The following is a 17,402-nucleotide window of genomic DNA, read 5'->3' as shown; positions in this document are numbered from 1 at the left end:
GGATGCAATGTTAAACATCACACTCTTCGAACCTGAAATTCCGCCCAACACCGGCAATATCATTCGTTTAGCGGCCAACTGCGGCTGCGCCCTGCATCTGATCGAACCCCTGGGCTTTGAGCTCGATGACAAGCGCCTGACCCGCGCGGGGCTCGACTATGCGGAGTGGCAAAGTATCCAACGCTACCCCAATTGGGAAAGCTACCTGCGCCAGACCCAGCCCCGGCGCATTTTTGCCCTGAGCACCAAGGGCCAGCGCCACCACAGCGACGCCCGCTTTGAACCAGGCGACCATCTGCTGTTCGGCCCCGAGTCCCGGGGCCTGCCCGCTGCCATCCGTGAAGCACTGCCGAGCGATCAGATTCTGCGCATTCCCATGCAGCCCGGGAGCCGCAGCATGAACCTGTCCAATGCCGTGGCGGTGATGGTGTACGAGGCCTGGCGGCAATTGGGTTACCCCGGCGCGCAGGCTCTTTCGTCCCCGGCCACCGCCTCCAAAGGTCAAAGCCCTGACGTATAATCCCATACTGCCACCTTATGGCACATAATTCATCATATTTCTGGCACTGGGTCAAATTTTCTTTATCATGGGCGCCCCTGACCAACGAGGTAAATCATGAGCAAATTTCAACTACTGGTCGGCAGCGTCATGGGCACCGCCGAAATGACCGCCGAAGCAGTCGCCAACGACCTGCGCGGCAAGGGTCACGAGGTCGATATCAACAAGCAGCCCCAGGCCGCTGATCTGGTGCGCGACGCCGACGAGATCCTGCTGATCTGCACCTCCAATACCGGCTCGGGCGACCTGCCGGACAATATTCGCCCCCTCTATCAGCAGATGGTCACCGAGTACCCGGCCATTGCCGGGCGCCGCTACGGCGTGATCAATCTGGGCGACAGCTGTTACGACACCTATAACGACGCCGGACGCCTGCTCGACGATACCTTTGAGGACCTGGGCGCCGTGCGCGTCGGGAACCCCCTGGTGCTGGACGCCAGCTCCGGTCAGGACCCGGAAGAAGGTGCACTCCTGTGGCTCAACGCCTGGATGCAAAAACTATGAGCCGCGCCCCTATCGCGCTGTTTTATGGCAGTTCCACCTGTTACACCGAGATGGCCGCCGAGAAAATCCGCGACCAACTGGGGGCGAATCTGGTGGATGTCTTCAATATTGCCGATACCCCCATTGTCACCGCCGGGTTTTACAACCACCTGATCATGGGCATTCCCACTTGGGACTACGGCGAACTGCAGGAGGACTGGGAAGAGATCTGGGATGAGATTGACGAGATCGACTTCACCGGAAAGAAGGTCGCCCTCTACGGCCTCGGGGATCAGGTCGGTTACCCGGAGTGGTTTCTGGACGCCATGGGCTACCTGCACGCCAAACTGGTCGCTCTGGGCGCCGAGCCCTGCGGCTATTGGCCGCGCGCCGGGTATGAATTTGAGGAATCCAAAGCCCTGACTCCGGACGGCGAGGCCTTCGTGGGCCTGGCGCTGGACGAAGAGAACGAGTTCGATCAGTCCGAGGCGCGCATCCAGCAGTGGTGTGCCCAGGTGCGGGAGGCCTTCGGCCTGTGACCGGAGACGGCACCGACGACCGCCAGCCCCCGGGCTACGCCCGACTGAGCTGGGATGAACAGGGCCAGCCGCACTCGAGCGCCTTTGACGATGTTTACTTTTCCAGCGCCGACGGTCTGGCGGAAACCCGCCATGTGTTTTTACAGCACAACCAACTGACCGAACGCTTTGATGCCCTGAGCGCGCCCCACTTCACCATTGCGGAAACGGGGTTTGGGTCGGGGCTGAATTTTCTGGCAGCCTGGCAGCTGTGGGAGCAACGCGCGCCCGCGAATGCGCAACTGCACTTCGTCAGTGTCGAAAAGTACCCGCTGCGCCCTGAAGACCTGTGCCGTGCCCTGGCGCTCTGGCCCGCGCTCGCGGACTACGCCGACGCGCTTTGTGAAGCCTACCCGCCAGAGCCCCTGCCCGGTTTCCACCGATTGAGTCTGGCCCGGGGTCGGGTGCAACTGACCCTGATTATTGATGACGCGGCTCAGGGTTTTGAGCAGCTGCTGGCCAGCAATCACCCCCTGTGGGCCAAGAGTGGCCCTTTTATCGACGCCTGGTTCCTGGACGGCTTTGCACCCGCCAAAAATCCCGCCATGTGGTCCGACGCGCTCTTTAGCGCCATCGGCAAGCTCAGCCGCACGGGCACGACCGCAGCCACCTTCAGCGCCGCCGGCGTGGTCAAGCGGGGCTTGCGCTCGGCTGGCTTTGCGGTCAAACGAGTCCCCGGCTTTGGCCGCAAGCGGGAGATGGTCACAGCAACTTTCGCCGGCACCACCCCATCAGACCTCGACCCAAAAGACTACGATCGGCCCATGGGCAAACACCCCTGGCCGCTGGCCTGGCACTTGAAGGCCGCGCCCGAGCCGACACCGACGCGCACCATCGCCATCATCGGGGCGGGCCTCGCCGGCTGCCACAGCGCCCGGGCTCTGGCAGAGCGGGGTTGGCAGGTCAGCGTCTATGAGCGCGCCGAGGCGCCGGCCACCCAGGCCTCCGGCAACCCCCAGGGTGTGGTCTACTGCCGGCTGTCACCCAAAGATGAACCCCAGGCCCGCTTCAACCTGGCGAGCTTGCAGTTTGCACGCCAGCACTACCGCCGCTACTGGGCGGACTGCGGTCGGGCTTGCGGCGTTCTGCAACTGGCCCATACCGGGAAGGAGGCCGCTGGCCAGGCACTGCTGCGTGAACGCTATGCTCAGGCGGCGCGCCTGGTGCAGTTTGTCGATGCGGCAGAAGCCAGTCGCCTGGCCGGTGTTCCCCTCGACTGCGGCGGACTCTTTCTACCGGATGCCGGCTGGCTGGACCCGCGCCAACTCTGTCGGCGCTTGCTGGCGCACCCCGCCATCACCCTTCACACCGGCGCGGATGTCGACCAGCTGGTCAGAGATGAAAATCAGTGGTTGTTGCTGGACAAGGCAGACAACACGCTGGGCCTGGCGCCGCAGGTGGTGATCGCAACGGCTGAGCACGCCCGACAATTCAGTCAGACGCAGCACCTGCCGCTTAAACCCATTCGCGGTCAAGTGAGCTATCTGCCGGCGACCGGCGCCAGCCGATCACTGCGTACCGTCATCTGTGGGGAGGGCTATCTGCCCCCGGCGCACAATGACCGCCATTGCATCGGGGCCACATTCAATCTGCACGAGACCAGCACCGAAACGCGCGTCGAGGATCATGCAGCCAACCTGGACAATCTGGCGGCCCACGCCCCGGCTCTGGCCGAAACCTGGGCAGGGCTGGCCCCTGAGCAGATCCAGGGCCGCGTCGGCTTCCGCTGCGCGACCCGCGATTACCTGCCGATCGTCGGGCCGGCCCCCATTGCCGACGCCTTTGACGAAGACTTTGCCGTTCTGCGCACCAACGCCCGGGCCGCCATCCCCCATCGAGGACGCTACTGGCCGGGGCTCTACCTCAATGTCGGGCACGGCTCCCGCGGGCTGGCCTACGCTCCCTTGAGTGCAGCGCTGCTGGCCGATACGCTCGAAGGCACGCCCGCGCCTGTGGCACAAGAACTGGTATTGGCCCTGCATCCGGGTCGATTTCTGATTCGGCAACTGATCCGCAACCAACGTTGACAGGCTGTTCTATACTCTGGGGACGACGTTGAACGCCAGACTTGGAGACCCCCATGCTCGCCAACCCCGGACACCATCATCCCACCGATGACAACCCCACCGACTCAATCCACAACTACTACGAACGCCTGGTGCTGGAACAGATTCGAGCGCAATTGAATGAATCACACCAGCGCAACGCCAATTTTATGGCCGATGTCGCCTGCGTGGCCCTCAATCGGCTGCCGCCGCGCTATATCCGGCACGACGTCGATATGACTTTTTTTATGTCGCAGGATGAATTGGCCGAAACCGAAGAAAAAGTCACTCGCGCGGTGAGTGAGGCGCTGGCGTATGTGGCAGGTCGTTCACGTCCTGAACAGTAACCGGCCCGGACGCCGGCGCGGTGATAATCTGCGAGCCACTGCCACAGGAAATCACCGTGCGCATGGCCGCTTCGACGGTGATATGGGCCAATATTTCCACGCACTCTGCCGGCAGATGATAAACCAGCCCGGACGACGGCACCGGAGCCGTGGGCACATACACCGTGTAGGTGCCATCATCATGTTTGGCGGTGATGATGGCTGTCATGGACACAGGATTTCCCGGCCCGAATACGTAGGCGCGACACACCTGCCCTTTGAGCAGGGACTCGTTGTCGCTGCCCCCCACAAACTGATTGACCACTTCGCGGATGGTTTTATAACCCGGCGCAAACTTGGTGAGCCAACGATCGATCCAGGAGTGCAGCCAACGGCCCACGCCCGTCTTGACCAACAAACCAACCGCAAAGCACAAACCCAGTGCCATCAAAATACTGATCAGATCAGCCAGATACTCATTGAGCGGCATCCAGCCCAAAAGCAGATTGCTCACCGGGCTGACGACATCGGCAATCATGCCGAACAGCCACTGAATCAGCAGCATGAAAATGGTGATCGGCAGCACTACCGTCAGGCCGCCCAGGAGCGTCAACCCCAAATAGGATTTCCAGGTCTTCATTTATCCTTACCCGTTCGCTAAGATGACCGACCGCACACCGACCGAGTATCGCGCGCAGTGAACCGACTGATTATTTGCCTCGCCTTACTTTACCCTTGGCTGGTCTCCTGTGCCAGTGCCGATAACCCTCTGCACTATGACTATGAAGTCATCGCCGAGCGAGATCACCCCATCCTTTTTACGCAGGGGTTGCTGCTGCACGACGGGTACTTTTACGAGAGCAGTGGCCTGTACGGACGCTCGCGTCTGGTGCGTTACCGCGCCGACGTCAACGCCGAGTCCACCCTGATTGCCCACTCCCGCACCCTGCCCCAGCGCTACTTTGCCGAGGGTCTGGCGCTTTTTGACGATCAGCTCTACCAACTCACCTGGCGGGAAAATACGCTGCTGATATACGACCGCGAGAGCTTTGACCTGCAAACAACCCGCCATTACCCGGGCGAAGGCTGGGGCCTGACCGAAGATGGCCAGCGCCTGATTCGCAGTGACGGCTCAGACCAACTGTTTTTTCACGCCCCGGACAGTTTCGAACTGCTCGGCCAAGTTGCCGTACACGAAGCCGGACGGCCGGTGCGCCGAATCAACGAGCTGGCTTATGTCGACGGCCGGGTGTGGGCCAACATCTGGAAAGAAAACCGCATTATCGCCATCAACCCCGACTCCGGCACCGTCGACATCACGGTCGATTTGAGCGATCTCGCCGCCCAGATCGACAAACCGGACAGCCAGAGCGTGCTCAATGGCATCGCCTACGACCCCGAGCAAGATGCCTTTTGGGTGACCGGGAAGAACTGGCCTCGACTCTTTCTGATTCGTCTGGTACCACCACACTAGCGCCGGGTGCGACAATCGGTCACTGTTGCGTTGAGACAGACCAGCCTAAACTCACTCCTGTTCAAAACCGTCACGCTCCAAACAGGATCAGGCTCACGATGAAACAGGAACCCGCGCACCACCCGCTGTTGGGTTTACCGGTCGCACTGCCACATCTTTTCTTACTCTGTTTAAGCGCACCCACACTGGCCGGACATCAAGACACAGGTCCACTGGATACCATCACCGTGACCGGCACCCGTGCCCAAAGCACGATCGGCAATACGTCGGCCAGCGTCGGCGTAATCGACCGCCAGACCCTGGAAGATCTGCACGCCACCCACGCCGCCGACGCCCTCAACCGCATTCCCGGTGTCAATATCGTCCAGCTCGGCAGCAGCGGCCCGGGTGTGTCGGCGTCCATTCGCCAACCAATAACCACCGGGCCGGTCTACCTCTATCTGGAGAACGGCGTCCCTACCCGTTCACCGGTTTTTTTCAACCATAACGCCCTCTATGAAATCAATCTCGCCCAGGCCGATGGCGTCGAAGTGATCAAGGGCCCGGGGTCGGCGCTCTACGGGAGCGACGCCATCGGCGGCGTGATCAACGTTCTGAGCAACCGCCCGATTGAGCACGACGCCCTGGCTCTGACCCTCGAAGGCGGCGACTTTGGCTGGCGTCGCGCTCAAGTGCGCGGCCAGGCGGTGCGCGGAGGCCAGCATCTGGCCGTGCGCCTGGAGGCCAGCGCCAGCGACGGCTGGCGCGACCATACGGACTACGACCGCCAGGCGGGCAACCTGGTCTGGCAAACCGGCATCGCCGGTTTCGACGTCAACACCGTCTATTCGGGCGCACGCCTGGATATGGCCAGCGGCGGGTCGGGTCTAAATGCCGAGGACTTTGAGAACAACCCCTCCCGGGCGGGCAATGTGGTGGGCTACCGGGATGTGAGCAGCCAGCGACTGTCAAGCGCCTGGCAACGCCCGGCCGGCACGGGCGAGCTGACCGTGACCCCCTACTGGCGCGAAAATCGGCTCGAGTATCTGGCCACCTGGACGCTGAATACCGGTCGCGAGGTCTACATTCCCTGGCGTGACATCTGGGCGCTGGACTCGCAGGACGCCCACATCAACCGCAGTGATGACCGCTCTCTGGGGTTGCAAAGCCAATACCGCCAAGACGTCGAGTGGCTCGACCAGGGGTTCTGGATCGCCGGCATTGATCTCGACCTCAGCCAGGGCAACACCCGACAAACCTATATTGAGCGCACCGATAATGACCCGGGCGACTACTGGCTCGCCTACCAGCCGGTGCGCCCCCTCTACGATTACCGGGTCAGTGTCCGCAGTGCCTCCCCCTACCTGCACTGGGAGGCCGACCTGCACCCGCGCTGGCGCGTCGACCTGGGTCTGCGCTACGACTGGCTCGAGTACGACTACACCAGCCGCATCGGCGCCGACCCCGAGCATCCGACCCACCGTCGCCCGGAGGACAGGGTACTCAGCATGGACCGCCTGAGCCCCAAGGCGGGTGCGATATTCCGGGTCAGCGAGGAACTGAATGCCTTTGCCGCCTGGCGGCGCGCTTTTCGCGTGCCGAGCGAGAGCCAGCTGTTTCGCTCTGGTGCCACCGCCGACTCGACCGACCTGGAGCCGGTGGTCGCTGACAGCAAAGAGGTCGGCCTGCGCGGGCGCCTGAACTCGGCCTGGCGCTTCGAGGCGACCCTCTACTGGCTGGAAAAATACAACGACATTCTAGCGGTCACAGAGGCCACCGGCACCCGCCGTCAGGTCAATGCGGGCGAGACCCGCCACCGAGGTCTGGAGCTGGGCACCGACCTGGACCTGGCCCGACATCTGACCCTGGGCGTCAGTTGGACCCGCGCCGACCATGAATACCGCCAATGGCAGGATAGCGATACCGACTACGCCGGCCATCAGCTGCCCAACGCACCGCGCAGCTACGGCAATGTGCGCCTGGAATACCGCGCCCCCTGGCTGAACGGCGGACGGCTCGAAGCCGAGTGGCTGCGCCAGGGCCGGCATTTTATCGACGAGGCCAATACGCTGACCTACGACGGCTACCAGTTGCTTAACCTGCGCGCCAACTACCGCTTTGACAGCGGCCTGGATGTTTACCTGCAGGGCTACAACCTGGGCGACACCCGCTACGCAGAAACCACCGGCCGCTGGGGCCCCATCTACACCCCGGGACGCCCCCGCACCCTGATCGCCGGCATAAACTTCGCGTTCGACTAAACGGTGGACAGCCGTCGCCGGGTAGCTATACTCGGTGATGAGCGGTTCAGTATCGGTTTACCCGCTTGTGCAAAGCTGCAACAATACGCACCGCCGCACACTGACGGATACGAGCAAGGCCATGACCCAAAGCGCACAACAGCACTGCCCCCACGATCGCCAAATCTCCTGCGGTAACTGCCGCCTGAGCAGCATTTGCCTGCCCATCAGTATGCATATATCCGATATCGACAAGGTCAACGATATCATTCAGCGCGGCCGTCCCCTGCAAAAGGGTGACTACCTGTATCGGGCCAACGAACCCTTTCAGTCGGTGTATGCGGTGCGCTCAGGTACCGTCAAGTCCATCACCCTGAGCGATGACGGTGAAGAGCAGGTCACAGGCTTTTACCTCCCTGGGGAAATCCTGGGTATGGAAGGCATCGCCCAGGACCGCTACACCAACTCGGCCATCGCACTGGAAACCGCCTCCATCTGCGAAATCCCCTTCCACAGCCTGGAAGATCTGAGCCTGCGCATCCCGAGTCTGCAGCGGCACTTCTTCCAGTTGATGAGCAAAGAGATTACCCAGGAACAGCAGCTTGCGGGCCTGCTTAGCAAGAGCACCGCCGAACAGCGGGTCGCGGCCCTGTTGCTGAGCATCTCTGCGCGCAACAAGGCGCGCCAACTGTCCGCGACGGCTTTCCGCCTGCCCATGTCGCGTACCGATATTGGCAACTTTTTGGGCCTGACCATCGAGACCGTCAGCCGGGTATTCACCCGCCTGCAGAAACAGGGCATTATCCGGGTCGACAAAAAAGAAGTGCAGGTCGAAGATATCGATGCCCTGCGCAAACTTTCCAGCGCCCTCGGATAAGCCATGAGCCGTTTACAGCGTACCCTTGAAGCCTTCGACGCGCTCAACCGGGAAGATCCCAACCGCGAAATGGTGGACGGCGAGGCCCAGCCCAAAGAGCTGGTCTACGGCCAACGTATGAGCGAGTGCCTGGGCCAGTTTTGCCCCGACGCTTCCGAAACCCTGCAACTGGCCGCCCGCAGTCAGCACATTCGCCGCTGGGCCATTGCCCGCAGCGATTACCCCATGGACCGGGCCGGCTACAAACGCTGGCGCACCGACCTGGCGCTCTACCACGGCGAAGTTGCCGGGCAGGTGATGGCGGAACAGGGTTACGACGATGCCAGCATCGAACGGGTCAAAGATCTGCTGCTGAAGAAACGACTCAAGCGCGACCCGGAAGTACAGACCCTGGAAGACGTCATCTGCCTGGTCTTCCTGCGCTTCTATCTGGACGATTTCGCGCGTAAACACGACGAAGACAAGCTGATCAGCATTATCCGCAAAACCTGGAACAAAATGTCTGACATTGGTCACGCCGAGGCCTTGAAACTGCCCTTGTCGGCGCCCATGCAGAGCCTCGTCGGCAAAGCGTTGGCGCCGGATGAAACCGATTAGAGTCGCATTTCCGCCCCAAAAATGTGACACAGGTCACAAAAAACGTCGCATTTATCCCTCTGTCCGGCCACACCCTTGACCCTTATCGCCATCTGAGATATATCTCTTAGTGATTGTTAAGAAACGCAAAATAACCAATAACCAAAGTGGCTGACTATGAAAAAGACCCTATCGCTAGTACTACTTACGCTCTGGGCCTCTTACTCCATGGCCTGCGATGAAGACTGCAAACGCGAACGCGCTATGGAAGAACACGGGGTAAGATTTGGAAGCCATCTGACAGTGCAGGCCTGCCGGGACACGGCGGTCGACTTTCTGATGACCGCCCGGCGCAACATGGAAAACTACCGGGCCGAGCGCCTTGAGGGTGGGCATCCTGCCGGGATGCGCAATATCCGCAATTTTATTGAGCAGCGCAAAAGCTGGCTCGACGAGTGCGATGAATATCTCCGCCTGACCGAACAGGGCCGTGTGTTCCGCACCGAGGGCATGACCGAGCGACTGTTCGGGGATATCAATGCAGTCTCTGAAGAGCTTATGAACCTGTACAACAACCGTCACAATCCCAGCCGGGAAATCGCCGAAGTTGCCCAACGTTTTGACACCTTGTTCCAAGCCATGGACGAGCATGTAGTCGACCTGCAACTGCGCGGTCAGATGGTGATTCGCTAAGCCCCTCGGCCTCAGGCCTTGCCTGAGGCTTTGAGTTGACGCGCCGGCGGCGCAGCGCCCAGGTGCTGCTCGTTGCGCTGGCGAGCCAGCTCCATCTGCTTCTGGCGCTCGGCAAAACGGGCCTTCTGTTCGTCTGTCAGGGTATCGTAGCAACGCGGGCAGCTGACCCCTTTCATATACTTTTCTGACCGCATATCGTCTTCCGTGATCGGGTGGCGACAACCGTGGCATTGATCGTAACGGCCTTTTTCCAACTGGTGATTGACCGCGACCCGGTTGTCAAATACGAAACACTCGCCGCGCCACAGACTCTCCTCCTCCGGCACCTCTTCCAGATACTTCAGAATACCGCCCTGAAGGTGGTAAACCTCTTCAAAGCCCTGCTCCTTCATATAGGCCGTGGCCTTCTCGCAACGAATACCACCGGTGCAGAACATGGCCACTTTCTTGTGTTGCTGGGGACTCAGGTTGTCTTTGACATAGTCCGGGAATTCGCGAAAGGTCGTGGTGCCCGGATCGACGGCCCGTTCAAAGCTACCAATGGCATACTCGTAGTAGTTGCGGGTATCCACCACCAGCACGTCGGGATCGCTGATCAGCTCATTCCAGGCGCTGGGCGGCACATAGGTACCCACCGTATGACGCGGGTCAATACCTTCGATACCCATGGTGACGATTTCTTTTTTCAGTTTCACCTTCATCCGATAAAAGGGCATACGCTCGTCAAGCGATTCCTTGTGCTCCAGTTTGGCCAGACGTGGGTCACTTTTGAGGTAATCGAGCAAACTGTCGATGCCTGCGCGCGTGCCGGCCACGGTGCCGTTGATCCCCTCATGGGCGAGCAACAGGGTGCCCTTGAGCCCCTGCGCCTCGCAGTGGTTCTTCAGGGGTTCGCTCATGGCCTCGTAATCGGGCAGAGACGCAAAGTGATAAAGGGCGGCAACAACGATTTGGCTCATAACAGTCCGGTACTTGTTCAGGCAGATAGACACAGGCGCGCTCGCGCGGGGCGCGCATTATAAACGCTTATTTTTTATACAGCCAGCCTGGCGCGAGGCTTCGAGCGGTGCTTTTCAGGCGGGATCGGCTTTGCTGCCACCCAGGCAGTTGGGGGAGTCGGGGGTATCACCCTGCTTGTGTGCCCACTCCTCGGGCGTGTGGGTATGCAGCGCCAGCGCATGCACCGGCCCATCCAGCTCTTCCCTGAGGGCGGCGTAGACCGCCTGGTGGCGCTGTACCAGACGCTGGCCCGCAAACGCCGGACTCACCAGCACAACCTTGAAGTGTGACTCCGATCCCGGGGGCACGCTGTGTTTGTAGCTTTCGTTGATCACCTCCAGGTGCTGGGGCTCGAACTCGGTTGCGATCTTGGCCCTGATGGCCTTTTCAATGGGTTGCATACTCATAACCTCTGAGACGTCGGTGCAGGTGGATGGGCGGCGCGGGCACTGACTTCACTGACCGGCACGGCCTCGCACAGTTCAGCGGTTTTGACCGGATACACCGGGTAGCGCTGGAGAAACGCCGACAACTCAAACCCGGCGCGTACCCGCTCGCTGTAGTCCCGGTGCCGGGTGCGGGCGCCATCGTAGCCTTTGAACTGCAACTGCTGCAAACACTCGCCACACACTTGCAATACCTGATTTTCGGGCAGACAGGTGCCGACCCAGAAATGCTGGCCCGGCTCGCTTCGGTTGCGGCCCTGCAATACCCGGCAAAAGGCCAGGTGGTAGGTAGGCTCCAATTGCTCGCGCTCAAGGATAACCAGCACCCGGCTGTTTTTGTAGGTCAGGGTGTAGTCGTGCAGACAGCGTAGCTGCGCCCACCCCAGATTCAGACCGGGGTCGGCGAGCGTCGTCCGTTCATCGGCTGTCAGGTGCAGGCGCGGGTCAAAAAATTCAAAGTGCCCCAACTGCTCGGCTCCCATCAGGGACCGGGCGCTATTGAGCGGTGCAAACCCGAGAAAATCCGGCAGCTCCATCAGCCGCCCCCGAGCAGTTGGGCAATGCGCGATTCGGCATCGGTGCGCAGGCGGAATTCGACCCGCCGGGACAGCTCCGAATCTTCATTGCCCTCGGCATCGAGCACGGGTTTGGACGACGAGAGTCCGTTGGCAGTGACATGTTCCTTGAGCCAGTCGCGGTGATCACTCACCGGCTCGAGGTTGAGCAGGTACTCCAGGGTCGAGCGGGTGCGGGCCTGAGACAGAGCCATATTGCGGATGTAGGCCACCTCCGGCGGTTCGGTTCCCCAGTCGCTTGAGGTATGGCCCTCAACCCGCACTTCAAGAATGTCGTTGCGGTAGCGGTCGGAGGTGATGATGCGCACGTAGCGTGGGAAAAAATCGCTCAATATGTCTTCAAACGCGGGCCGCAAGGCATCGTCGCCCTGGGCAAAAAGCACCTCACTGCGGTTAAAGCGCAGGCTCAGGTCTTCATCCAGTTCGGCGCCCCAGCGCGGCAGATCGTCGGCGAACTCTTCGTTCAGGTCTTCGTACAACTGGGTGCGCAAATGGTCGTAGAGAATCGCCACATCGCGAATGGTCCGGGTTTCCAGCTCCAACTGGACCATGTAGACCACAGCCATCAGCAAAAACACCATCATCAGGCCAGCCATCAAGTCACTGACCGAGACCCAGTGCTCTTCGTGCTCGACTTCCGCGGCTATCCCGGCCGTGTTGACCAGGCCGCCGTGACCGTTAGGATCGGCGCTCATCAGAACTCACCGCAGCGGTTGATTGCTGCTCGGCCAACTGTACCAGGGCCCGCAACCTGTCGGTGAGCGGCGCATAGTCGTTGACAAACTTTTCCGACAGGGAGGTCAACTGATAGCCAAAGGTGGTCAGGGATTTGGTCAACTCCGCTTCCAGAGCCTGGTCCAGCTTTTGGACCTGAGCATCGGTGCGTGCCACCATCGCTTCAATGCGTTCGGCCACCCCATCCTGGGACCGGGTCAGGCTCTCGGCCAGGTTCTGATTGACCTGCGCCGAGGTGTCGCGCAGCGCCTGTGCAGCCTGTTCGAGCACTTCACTCAACTGGCTCTGGTTGCGGGTCACGCTTTCCGCCAACTGAGTGGTCAGGGCATCCACGCGCCCTTCCAGTGAAGGCAGTCCGGCCGCGGCTTGTTCACCGACACTCGCCAGACGCGAAAGGTAGTTGTCCAGATCTTTGGACTGGGCCTGCAGGCCCGCCATCATCTTGCCCATGGACTCCGAAACCGTATTGAAGATCTCCGAGTGGGTCACCACCTTCTCGTAGGCCTGACTGGCCTTGTCGAGCAGCTCCCCGTTGGATTTCTGGGTCACCAGCAGCTCCTGCAACTCGATCTTGTAGGTCTGCTGCCAGAGCAGCATATTGCCCACCGCTTCGTTCAGTTCCCGGAAGTTATCGCCGTACTGGGTGTTGATCTGGGTATTGAAATCGCGCATCACGGTTTCGATGGCGGTAATGAAAGCGCGGGTGTTGGCCTCGGTCATGTTGGCCTGGTATTCACTCAGGGACTGACGCATCTGGCTCAGCTCGCGGCCCTGGCTCGCACGGAGGCTGGCGAGCTCCGCCAGCAAACCGCCCTCGGCGGGTTCGGTCAGGGCGGTGCGGATTCCCCCGAGCAGACTGGCCAGGTCATCGATGGTAGCTGCCTCATACTGGGCCTCCACGCGCCGCTGACGCATAACCGTCGCCAAGTGGCGGAACTTGACGATCAGAGCCCCGAGCAGACCTGCAATCGAGGTCCAGAATGCCGTCTGCAAACCCGCGATCAAGTCCGGCACGCTGGCCTGGATATCCGTGGTATCAAACCCGAGCAGCCCCAGGGCAACCCCCAAAAATGTCCCGAAAATACCGGTACTGGTGAGGATCGTGGGCGAGTGTGTCGCACTGTGGGCGCTATAGCCAGGGCCGACAAACCAGACCGTCATCACCACGATCGCGCCGAGTAAACCCAGGGTCAGGCCGGAAAAATTGAACAAAAAATCCATGAGGCGTCGCTATTCGAATAAACCGACGCAAAGTGTAGTGCATTTGGCTTGGGGGTAACAGCCTGACACGCCGCCTGGCGCCCGCCCGAACCCTGCGTTCAGACCGCAAAACGCTGGAAGATCACAATCCCCCAAACCAGCGCCAACAACAGCAGACTGGTGAGCACCAGCGCCGAGCCGATGTCCTTGGCGCGCGCCGACAGCACGTGCAGCTCGTGCCCGGTGCGATCGACCACCGCCTCTACCGACGAATTGGCCAGCTCCGCCATCAGCACCCAAAAGACACTGGCGATCAGCAGAATCAACTCGATATGACCCTCGGCTAACCAGAAAGCCGTGGGAATCAGCAGTGCGGCCAACGCCACCTCCTGGCGAAACGCCGCTTCAAAGCGCCAGACGGCGGCATAACCTTTCATCGAATAGCCAAAGGCGTGAACAATGCGGGTGACTCCCGTTTTTCCCGGTTTAGGCATAGCAGCTCCTCAATCACAAGCTGATGGGGGTTTTGTGGCTGGGTGTCACATTAGTTTCATCAAGGGTTGTTACAAAATGATGGTCACACCAACAACGGGTGCCAAAATGAATGCCTTATTTCAGAGAGTTCACCAGTTCGATACGCTCGCGTTTCTCTGGCTCCACGTCAATAAACGCCTCCCCTACCGACGCTCGGTACGCTGGATTTCACGCACCGGAGACGGTTATCTCTATCTGGTCATTGCTCTGCCGGTGCTCATCTTTGAACCGGTACTTGGCACCGCTTTTTTCGGGGCCGGGGCCATCGCTTATGCTCTCGACGTTAGTCTCTATCTGCTCCTGAAAAACCTGATCAAACGCGACCGACCGGCGGCCGCGTTTGATTTTTACGAGGCCTGGATCACGCCCTCAGATCAATTCAGTTTTCCCTCCGGGCACACCGCGGCGGCCTTCCTGTTCGCGCTGCTGATTGCCTGGTTCTACCCCGCCTTTGCCCTGCCCTGCTACCTCTGGGCCAGCCTGGTGGGCATCAGTCGGGTGCTCCTGGGCGTGCACTACCCGAGCGACATCGCCGCTGGCGCGGTGCTGGGCAGCGTGTGTGCATTGATCGGTATTTATCTGCAAGGGTGGCTGTGACAGTGGTTAAAATTCTCTACGGCGTGCAGGGCACGGGTAACGGCCATATCACCCGGGCACGGATCATGGCCCGGGAGCTGAGCGCTGCGGGGGCCGATGTCGATTGGGTATTTTCCGGCCGCGCGCCCGAGGCCTATTTCGATATGGACTGCTTTGGGGACTATCGGTGCTTTCAGGGTCTGACACTGGTGACCCTCAAGGGCCGAGTGTTTATGGGCAAAACCCTGATCCAGAGCAATCTGCGCCAACTCTGGCGTGATGTAAAAAACCTTGATGTCAGCGGCTACGACCTGATCATCAACGACTTCGAACCCATTACCGCCTGGGCCGCCAAGCGCGCTGGGCGGCCTGTGATCGGGCTCTCTCACCAAAACGCTTTTCAGTATCGTATTCCTAAACGGGGCAACAACCCGGCCGTCAGCCTGTTTATGCGCTACTTTGCCCCCACGGACCTGCCCATTGGCTGTCACTGGCACCACTTCGGCCAGCCCATATTGCCGCCCTTGATCGAGCCCTCGCACTATCCCAACGACAACCAGCCGGGCGACTATCTGGTGTACCTGCCGTTCGGCGACCTGAACGATACCCTGGCGTTACTGACACCCCTGACCGGCGCGGATTTTTATATCTATCACCAGGATGCCCGGCACGAGGATCGCGGACACCTGCACCTTCGGCCCTTTTCCCGAGAGGGCTTCCAACAGGACCTGCATCGCTGTGAAGGGGTCATTTGCAGCGCCGGATTTGAGCTGCCAAGCGAGGCGATTCAACTGGGGAAAAAGCTGCTGGTGCAACCGGTGCGCAAACAGATGGAGCAACAATCCAACGCCCTGGCGCTGAAACAGTTGGGGTATGCAGAGGTGAGTCAGAATCTGGATGAGGCCTTTATCGCCGCTTGGCTGAGTCAGCCTTTGCCGGCACCTGTACGCTACCCGAATACCGCCCAGGCACTGGTCCAGTGGTTGCTCAAAAAGGACGCGAGCCAACTTGCTATGGGCGATTTAGGGGCCTTACGCGATCAGCTTTGGCAGGAAACCCGCACCGGCGATTACCCGGCACTGGCCTGAGGGTCGAGCACCGTGACCCGACTGGTGTCATCGAGCAGCACCGGCTGTAAACGCGGGTCATTGCGTGTGGCCTGCGCACGCCAGCGCACCACAACGCCCCCGGCGAGCAGACCCAGTACGGCCATGGCCGCAGTGAGCCCTTCGTAAGCCCACAGGTTGTGGGCGACACCACTGAACAACAGCATGGCAAACAGTGGCACCAGGTAGACAAAGAGTGAGCCGGTCACGACAACCTGCTCCGGCACCCCGATACGCACCTGTTCACCCAATTGGAACCCCGACGGATCGCGACCTTCCAGCACCACCCGCAAATAGGATGTGTGACCCGCCAGACGTGCCAGCAGACTCTGGCCACAGCCTTTTTGCGCAGCGCAGTTGCCACAAGTGGAGCGCTGGATCGTCTCGACCCAGAGCCCATCGGATTCTACGGCGACCACGCGCCCGGTCTCAACAATCATGGCTGCGCCCCTTCAGCCACAATGCCATTGGCGACCTGCTCGGCCGTTTGCACCGGAACCTCACCCACCACTGTCACCCGAAAGCGCCGCTCACCCGCCGCCACCTGTCCCATGTAGGCATTGGTGGCACCGCGCTGGGCACGGCCTTCGATGGCCCGGTCACCGTCGGCGGGCGCGAGAAATACAGAAAAGGTTGACAGCCCGTCGGTGTACATCAACATCTCGGTGTCGTCCTGCACCGTCTGCTGGCCACTGAATACAAAGCCCGGTGGTAACCAGTCCAGGTGCCAGCCATCGGGCTGAGTCAATGCCGTCGGGTTGCAGGGACTCGGGTGGGCATTGGCCTGACGAAACAACTGTGCCCGGGGTTCAAGCCTGATCTCGGCCTGAGCCGGCGCCAACTGAATATCCACAAATTGGAAGCGCTCCAGTACCCGGCGCTGCTCATCAATCAACAATGATCGGAGCAGCAACCCGGTGTCTTCATCAACATCAAGCAGATAACCGTAGCGGTAGGTATCCCGGGGAATGATTTGAACCTGCCGGGTGGAGCGTCCGGCCACGCGTTCCTGGCCCGCCATATCGAGGTAGTAGTACTCGCCCAGGTCAGCCACCTGGCCGTCACTCAGGGTAAGACGGCCATGCCGCACCTGATCCCCTGCGCTCTGACAGTCCGCCGCCAGACCCTGGCGCAGCACCTCGCGCTCCGGGCCGCTCAAGTGCTCGAGACGCTCGTATTGAGCACCCTGATCTACCCAGCGGGTCAGTTTGAAAGTCTCCAGAGCAATGCCGTGTTCGTAGGTGAACAGCCCCTGGTAGCTAAGCTCACGATTGCTCTGGGCCATTTGTCCGAGCCAACGCTTGGCCTCAGCGGTCTCCGGCTGAGCCGACACGGCCTGAGGCAGCATCAGTGCCCAGGCCAGGATCAGGGGAGTAAAAGAAAAAACACGGATCACAAGCG

General features: G+C 60.6%; 21 protein-coding genes. 12 read left to right on the top strand and 9 right to left on the bottom strand.

The window, feature by feature from the left end; genetic code table 11:
- Window positions 1-7 precede the first annotated feature (7 nt).
- The 5 genes from trmL to DKW72_RS00710 all read left to right on the top strand — a co-directional run bounded on the left by trmL (window position 8) and on the right by DKW72_RS00710 (window position 4,012).
- Window positions 8-520, top strand: coding sequence for a tRNA (uridine(34)/cytosine(34)/5-carboxymethylaminomethyluridine(34)-2'-O)-methyltransferase TrmL (gene trmL / locus DKW72_RS00730; protein WP_111640410.1), 513 nt, complete (start codon window positions 8-10; stop codon window positions 518-520).
- Between the two features lie 96 nt (window positions 521-616).
- Window positions 617-1,063 carry a flavodoxin domain-containing protein gene (locus tag DKW72_RS00725; RefSeq protein WP_111640409.1) on the top strand — a complete coding sequence of 149 codons (447 nt, stop codon included), beginning with the start codon at window positions 617-619 and terminating at the stop codon, window positions 1,061-1,063.
- Complete coding sequence (fldB, locus tag DKW72_RS00720) at window positions 1,060-1,581, top strand: flavodoxin FldB (RefSeq protein ID WP_111640408.1); 522 nt, start codon at window positions 1,060-1,062, stop codon at window positions 1,579-1,581. The genes DKW72_RS00725 and fldB overlap by 4 nt, the downstream gene beginning before the upstream one ends.
- Entirely contained in the window at window positions 1,578-3,647 is a 2,070-nt protein-coding gene (gene mnmC, locus DKW72_RS00715) for a bifunctional tRNA (5-methylaminomethyl-2-thiouridine)(34)-methyltransferase MnmD/FAD-dependent 5-carboxymethylaminomethyl-2-thiouridine(34) oxidoreductase MnmC (protein WP_111640407.1), read from the top strand. The genes fldB and mnmC overlap by 4 nt, the downstream gene beginning before the upstream one ends.
- Before the next feature lie 53 nt (window positions 3,648-3,700).
- Window positions 3,701-4,012 carry a late competence development ComFB family protein gene (locus DKW72_RS00710; RefSeq protein WP_111640406.1) on the top strand — a complete coding sequence of 104 codons (312 nt, stop codon included), beginning with the start codon at window positions 3,701-3,703 and terminating at the stop codon, window positions 4,010-4,012.
- Here DKW72_RS00710 and DKW72_RS00705 read toward each other — a convergent pair.
- Window positions 3,951-4,631: a DUF502 domain-containing protein gene (locus tag DKW72_RS00705; RefSeq protein ID WP_111640405.1), complete on the bottom strand. Its 681-nt coding sequence runs from the start codon at window positions 4,629-4,631 to the stop codon at window positions 3,951-3,953. The genes DKW72_RS00710 and DKW72_RS00705 overlap by 62 nt on opposite strands.
- Before the next feature lie 57 nt (window positions 4,632-4,688).
- Here DKW72_RS00705 and DKW72_RS00700 point away from each other — a divergent pair, with 57 nt between their 5' ends.
- From DKW72_RS00700 to DKW72_RS00680, 5 genes are all read left to right on the top strand, one after another.
- On the top strand, window positions 4,689-5,465 hold the full coding sequence (locus DKW72_RS00700; protein WP_111640404.1) for a glutaminyl-peptide cyclotransferase: 777 nt from the start codon (window positions 4,689-4,691) through the stop codon (window positions 5,463-5,465).
- 98 nt (window positions 5,466-5,563) lie between these two features.
- Window positions 5,564-7,705 (top strand): TonB-dependent receptor, encoded by a 2,142-nt coding sequence (locus tag DKW72_RS00695; protein ID WP_111640403.1) that lies wholly within the window; start codon window positions 5,564-5,566, stop codon window positions 7,703-7,705.
- Between the two features lie 121 nt (window positions 7,706-7,826).
- The gene (gene fnr / locus DKW72_RS00690; RefSeq protein ID WP_111640895.1) at window positions 7,827-8,561 is read left to right on the top strand and encodes a fumarate/nitrate reduction transcriptional regulator Fnr; all 735 of its coding nucleotides are present in this window, start codon (window positions 7,827-7,829) and stop codon (window positions 8,559-8,561) included.
- A gap of 3 nt (window positions 8,562-8,564) precedes the next feature.
- Window positions 8,565-9,158, top strand: a complete 594-nt coding sequence (locus DKW72_RS00685) for a DUF4202 domain-containing protein (protein WP_111640402.1) — start codon at window positions 8,565-8,567, stop codon at window positions 9,156-9,158.
- 156 nt (window positions 9,159-9,314) lie between these two features.
- Window positions 9,315-9,830 carry a hypothetical protein gene (locus DKW72_RS00680; RefSeq protein ID WP_157960345.1) on the top strand — a complete coding sequence of 172 codons (516 nt, stop codon included), beginning with the start codon at window positions 9,315-9,317 and terminating at the stop codon, window positions 9,828-9,830.
- Between the two features lie 11 nt (window positions 9,831-9,841).
- Here DKW72_RS00680 and trhO read toward each other — a convergent pair whose 3' ends face one another.
- The 6 genes from trhO to DKW72_RS00650 form a co-directional block, all read right to left on the bottom strand.
- A complete protein-coding gene (gene trhO, locus DKW72_RS00675; protein ID WP_111640400.1) occupies window positions 9,842-10,789 on the bottom strand; it encodes an oxygen-dependent tRNA uridine(34) hydroxylase TrhO in 948 nt (315 codons plus the stop codon).
- Window positions 10,790-10,903: 114 nt separating this feature from the next.
- The gene (locus tag DKW72_RS00670) at window positions 10,904-11,230 is read right to left on the bottom strand and encodes a BolA family protein (RefSeq protein ID WP_111640399.1); all 327 of its coding nucleotides are present in this window, start codon (window positions 11,228-11,230) and stop codon (window positions 10,904-10,906) included.
- A gap of 2 nt (window positions 11,231-11,232) precedes the next feature.
- Window positions 11,233-11,811, bottom strand: coding sequence for a hypothetical protein (locus tag DKW72_RS00665; protein ID WP_111640398.1), 579 nt, complete (start codon window positions 11,809-11,811; stop codon window positions 11,233-11,235).
- Window positions 11,811-12,545, bottom strand: a complete 735-nt coding sequence (locus DKW72_RS00660) for an OmpA/MotB family protein (protein ID WP_111640397.1) — start codon at window positions 12,543-12,545, stop codon at window positions 11,811-11,813. The genes DKW72_RS00665 and DKW72_RS00660 overlap by 1 nt, the downstream gene beginning before the upstream one ends.
- Window positions 12,529-13,806, bottom strand: coding sequence for a hypothetical protein (locus tag DKW72_RS00655; RefSeq protein WP_111640396.1), 1,278 nt, complete (start codon window positions 13,804-13,806; stop codon window positions 12,529-12,531). Before DKW72_RS00655 ends, DKW72_RS00660 begins: the two co-directional genes overlap by 17 nt.
- Window positions 13,807-13,904: 98 nt before the next feature.
- A complete protein-coding gene (locus DKW72_RS00650; RefSeq protein WP_111640395.1) occupies window positions 13,905-14,279 on the bottom strand; it encodes a diacylglycerol kinase in 375 nt (124 codons plus the stop codon).
- Between the two features lie 106 nt (window positions 14,280-14,385).
- Here DKW72_RS00650 and DKW72_RS00645 point away from each other — a divergent pair, with 106 nt between their 5' ends.
- Window positions 14,386-14,916, top strand: coding sequence for a phosphatase PAP2 family protein (locus tag DKW72_RS00645; RefSeq protein ID WP_111640394.1), 531 nt, complete (start codon window positions 14,386-14,388; stop codon window positions 14,914-14,916).
- A complete protein-coding gene (locus DKW72_RS00640; RefSeq protein WP_232522260.1) occupies window positions 14,913-15,983 on the top strand; it encodes an MJ1255/VC2487 family glycosyltransferase in 1,071 nt (356 codons plus the stop codon). Before DKW72_RS00645 ends, DKW72_RS00640 begins: the two co-directional genes overlap by 4 nt.
- On the opposite strand, the gene DKW72_RS00635 is transcribed toward DKW72_RS00640, so the two are convergent.
- A complete protein-coding gene (locus DKW72_RS00635; protein WP_111640392.1) occupies window positions 15,965-16,441 on the bottom strand; it encodes a SoxR reducing system RseC family protein in 477 nt (158 codons plus the stop codon). The two genes, DKW72_RS00640 and DKW72_RS00635, sit on opposite strands and share 19 nt — an antisense overlap.
- The gene (locus DKW72_RS00630) at window positions 16,438-17,397 is read right to left on the bottom strand and encodes a MucB/RseB C-terminal domain-containing protein (protein ID WP_111640391.1); all 960 of its coding nucleotides are present in this window, start codon (window positions 17,395-17,397) and stop codon (window positions 16,438-16,440) included. The genes DKW72_RS00635 and DKW72_RS00630 overlap by 4 nt, the downstream gene beginning before the upstream one ends.
- Between the last annotated feature and the right edge of the window lie 5 nt (window positions 17,398-17,402).

Source organism: Marinimicrobium alkaliphilum (assembly GCF_003259155.1).
Lineage (GTDB): Bacteria > Pseudomonadota > Gammaproteobacteria > Pseudomonadales > Cellvibrionaceae > Marinimicrobium_A > Marinimicrobium_A alkaliphilum.
The sequence above is the reverse complement of the archived record's forward strand: the minus strand, read 5'-3'. Positions and strand labels throughout refer to the sequence as shown.